This window comes from Roseiarcus sp., from assembly GCF_052145395.1.
GTDB lineage: Bacteria > Pseudomonadota > Alphaproteobacteria > Rhizobiales > Beijerinckiaceae > Roseiarcus.
Map to the genome: position 1 here is coordinate 1 of NZ_JBKQOT010000280.1, position 3,084 is coordinate 3,084.

Annotated in this window: 5 protein-coding genes; all 5 read right to left on the reverse strand. The window is 64.5% G+C overall.

The features are described 5' to 3' along the window. The coding region (locus ACLP25_RS09380) for a hypothetical protein (protein ID WP_442468933.1) at positions 1-338 on the reverse strand (338 nt) is incomplete at its 3' end. 397 nt (positions 339-735) lie between these two features. Next, the gene (locus ACLP25_RS09385) at positions 736-1,485 is read right to left on the reverse strand and encodes a transposase (RefSeq protein ID WP_442468934.1); all 750 of its coding nucleotides are present in this window, start codon (positions 1,483-1,485) and stop codon (positions 736-738) included. After that, positions 1,470-1,823 (reverse strand): IS110 family transposase, encoded by a 354-nt coding sequence (locus ACLP25_RS09390; protein ID WP_442468935.1) that lies wholly within the window; start codon positions 1,821-1,823, stop codon positions 1,470-1,472. The genes ACLP25_RS09385 and ACLP25_RS09390 overlap by 16 nt, the downstream gene beginning before the upstream one ends. After that, a complete protein-coding gene (locus tag ACLP25_RS09395) occupies positions 1,813-2,004 on the reverse strand; it encodes an IS110 family transposase (RefSeq protein ID WP_442468936.1) in 192 nt (63 codons plus the stop codon). The genes ACLP25_RS09390 and ACLP25_RS09395 overlap by 11 nt, the downstream gene beginning before the upstream one ends. Before the next feature lie 331 nt (positions 2,005-2,335). Beyond that, the coding region (locus ACLP25_RS09400) for a Dyp-type peroxidase (protein ID WP_442468937.1) at positions 2,336-3,084 on the reverse strand (749 nt) is incomplete at its 5' end.

The following is a 3,084-nucleotide window of genomic DNA, read 5'->3' on the forward strand; positions in this document are numbered from 1 at the left end:
ATATTGCCGATCAGAACGCTCACCCCCGCGCACACGGACGAGACCAGCGCCAGCGATACGCTCAAGCAATCGCCCAGATCGCTAGCGGTGACTTTGCTCTCAAGGGCCGCCACGGCGAGCGCAATAAGGCCGAGCAGAATCGCAAGCAGGCCGAACCATAACCCCTTGCTCTTGGCCCGGCGAGCCGGTTCGTCATATTCGATGAAGAGCCGCCGTAGGGCCGGATGATCGAGGACGTGCACAATCGAAGGATATTTCTTCCTAGCGAGACTAAGGTCGCTTTCTAGCAGCAGAAGATCGTCGTTGAATTTGTGATCTTGAGACGTCATGGTGGTCATGGTGAGCAACAGGTGAAAGCATCAGGGGATTGCAAGACTTTCTCTATCGTGCGGAAATATCAATATGGCGGCTGAACCTAAGAACGGCAGTTGGCCGATCTGAGCGATTGGCGTTCTGCGAATTTTCGCGTTTTGGTTGCTTCAGCTTGGGACGACGCGGGGGGGACCTCCTAGCGGTTGTCAAGTGTCGTGAGCGGGTCTGGAAGCCCGCTCGGGGGCAATTTTGGCTTCGTCTTCTGCGCATGAGGATAGCGCCGTGCTCGCTCCGTCAACCGTGCAAGAGCGCGGTGCTCCGCTTCGCTGCGCCCCCATCGGGGTGACTTCCGCTGCGCGCGGCGCTCTTCCGGGCGGCTGGTCGGGACGAAGGGATGGCCGGAGCTGTCGAACCCAGGGAGGGTCAGGCGAGAGCGCGCTGTGGGGTCTTGTGGTCGGGATCGAAGGGGGTTTGGCTTTTCAGCATGGCGCAGGCCACGGCCAACAGTCGATCGCCGATTGTTCGCAGCGCGCGCCCGTGGCTGTGGCCGCGTTTGCGCAGGGCGGCGTAGCGGCTCTTGCAGGCTTGGTCGATTTGCATGGCCACGCGCGCCCAATGGTAGACGGCTTGGCGCAGACGCTCGTTGCAGGCCATGCGGCGCGTGACGAGGCGCGCCTCGCCGCTTCGGCGCGTGACGGGGGCGACGCCGGACAAGACCCGCAAGACCTGGTAATCTCGGCGCCGCAGAGGCTCGGTCGCCTCGACGAGCAGCGTGGCGAGGCCGGTCCTTCCCACCCCCGGCAAGGAGCGCAGGATCGTCACGTCGCGCTGCTCGGAACTCTGCCCCGGCTCGCTCTCCCCTGGGGTCTTGCCTGGGTGTTCGAGCCGCGCGCAGAGCGCCTCGAGCTTTCGATCGGCTTCCTTGATTTGGCGGTTGACCAGGCGCACGCGCTCGGCGGCGACCCTGATATTCGCCGCCTCGGTAGCGCCGGCGGCCACTTGCAGCGGCTTCTGGCGCAGGACGCCAAGAGCCTCGGCGGCCCCAATTCTTCGAACCCGATGCGCCTTGAGGACTTTGGCGAGACGGGCCTCGTCGATCTCAGCGGCCCTGGCGGGCGTGGGCGCACATTCCCACAGCGCGAGGAAGTTCTCGGCCGTCAGGTCGTCGGCCACGTGCAGCATCTGCGGGTATTAGCGCCACAATTGCTGGCGGATCCGGTTGGCCAGGCGGGTGCGCTCCCCCGGGTCGCAGCCCGGGGGTCGTCGGCGATGCGCGACCATTCGCGCAATTCGATGACCGTGGGATCGTCGACCGCCAACAGTCGAAAGGCCCGCCGATCGGTGCGCAGGCTGTCGCCCAGCACTTGCGCGTCGCGGCGGTCGTCCTTGGCGCCGGCCGCCGTGAAGCGATCGCGAAACCGGTCGAGCTGCTTCGGGTTGATGGCGAACACCGCCAAGCCGCGTTCCAGCAGCATCTCCACGATCGGCCCGTGCGGCGTCTCAATCGCCACGCCGATGCGCGCGCGGCGCGCCTGTCTTGGCGATGAGCCAATCGCAGAACTCGCCCAACTCCGCGCCGCCATGGACGACCTTGCGTTCCCCGATCGTGCGCCCGTTCCGATCCAACAGGCAGACGACATGGGTTTGGCTCGCCCAATCAAATCCCACAAACCATTCGATATCCTCTGTCATGACCCGTCTCCATCCGCTTCGGGTCCCCGCGACTCCTGTCGATCCCTGTACTGGCGCTCGTGGCTAACCCAAGGGGGAGCATGTCCCCCCCCCAGGCGCTCGAAGCGCAGGGGGATTTGGGCTGCTCCCCGAAGGTCGACCCGAACCGATGAACCTATATCCAAAACGGCTCTTCGGTTGACCCGATGGGTACAGGGGGAGGGCGAGCGGGCGTTCCTTGGAGACCGCTATAGGCGCAGTCTCCGCCCCAAGCAGAAGTTGCTTCCGGTTCAGCTTGTCATGCTCCAAAACAAGATCGCGCCAATCGACATGGGACTCCGAGCAGAGTCCATTACACGAATAATCTCTGACCGACGTACTCGCCTTCTGTGATCCCGCCGGGGCACGCAAAGAGGCCGCTGCCGGTGTGGGTCGTGAACTGTTTCAAGGCATCGAGCTTGGCCAGGTTCTGGTAGATCTTGATGAACCCCTCGCGCGGGTCGCGCTGGTAGCACAGGAAGAACAGGCCGGCGTCATACATCATCCCTTGCCGCCAGGGCGGCCACCGCTCCGCGGTGAACCGGATGCCGTCGTTGTAGGAATAGGGCCTGCGGAAAATCTGCGCGCCCGCATTGGTCGCCGCGGCCCCGAGCCGCACGTGGGCGTTGTCGGCAATCAGCGGATTGCCGTCTGCATCGACCCGATCGAGGTCCAGAGAGTCGCGCTCGTTCGCCTTACCGACCGGCGCGCCGGAGTATTTGTGGCGGCCGATCACCTGCTCCTGAAAGCCGACCTCGGAGCGATCCCAATGCTCGAGCGAGATGCGGATGCGTCGGGCGACCACATAGCTTCCGCCACGCATCCAGTCGGGGCCTTCGTCGTCCACCCAGACCACCTCGTCGAAGTTCCGTGGACTGTCGGGCGTCGGGGCGGTCGCGGGTCCACGCGGATTGTTGGTTCCGTCCTTGAATCCCATCAGGTTGCGCGCCGTCTCGTCAGCCGGCGCGTCAGGGAGAAAACCTTGCTGCGCCCAGCGGAACTGGGCGGAGCCATAGGACAATCGCGCGAGCTCACGGACGGCGTGAAACGCCACCATCGGAT

Coding starts and splice junctions, on each gene's coding strand:
- ACLP25_RS09395 (WP_442468936.1), bottom strand. CDS start 2,004: ATGACAGAGGATATCGAATGGTTTGTGGGATTTGATTGGGCGAGCCAA.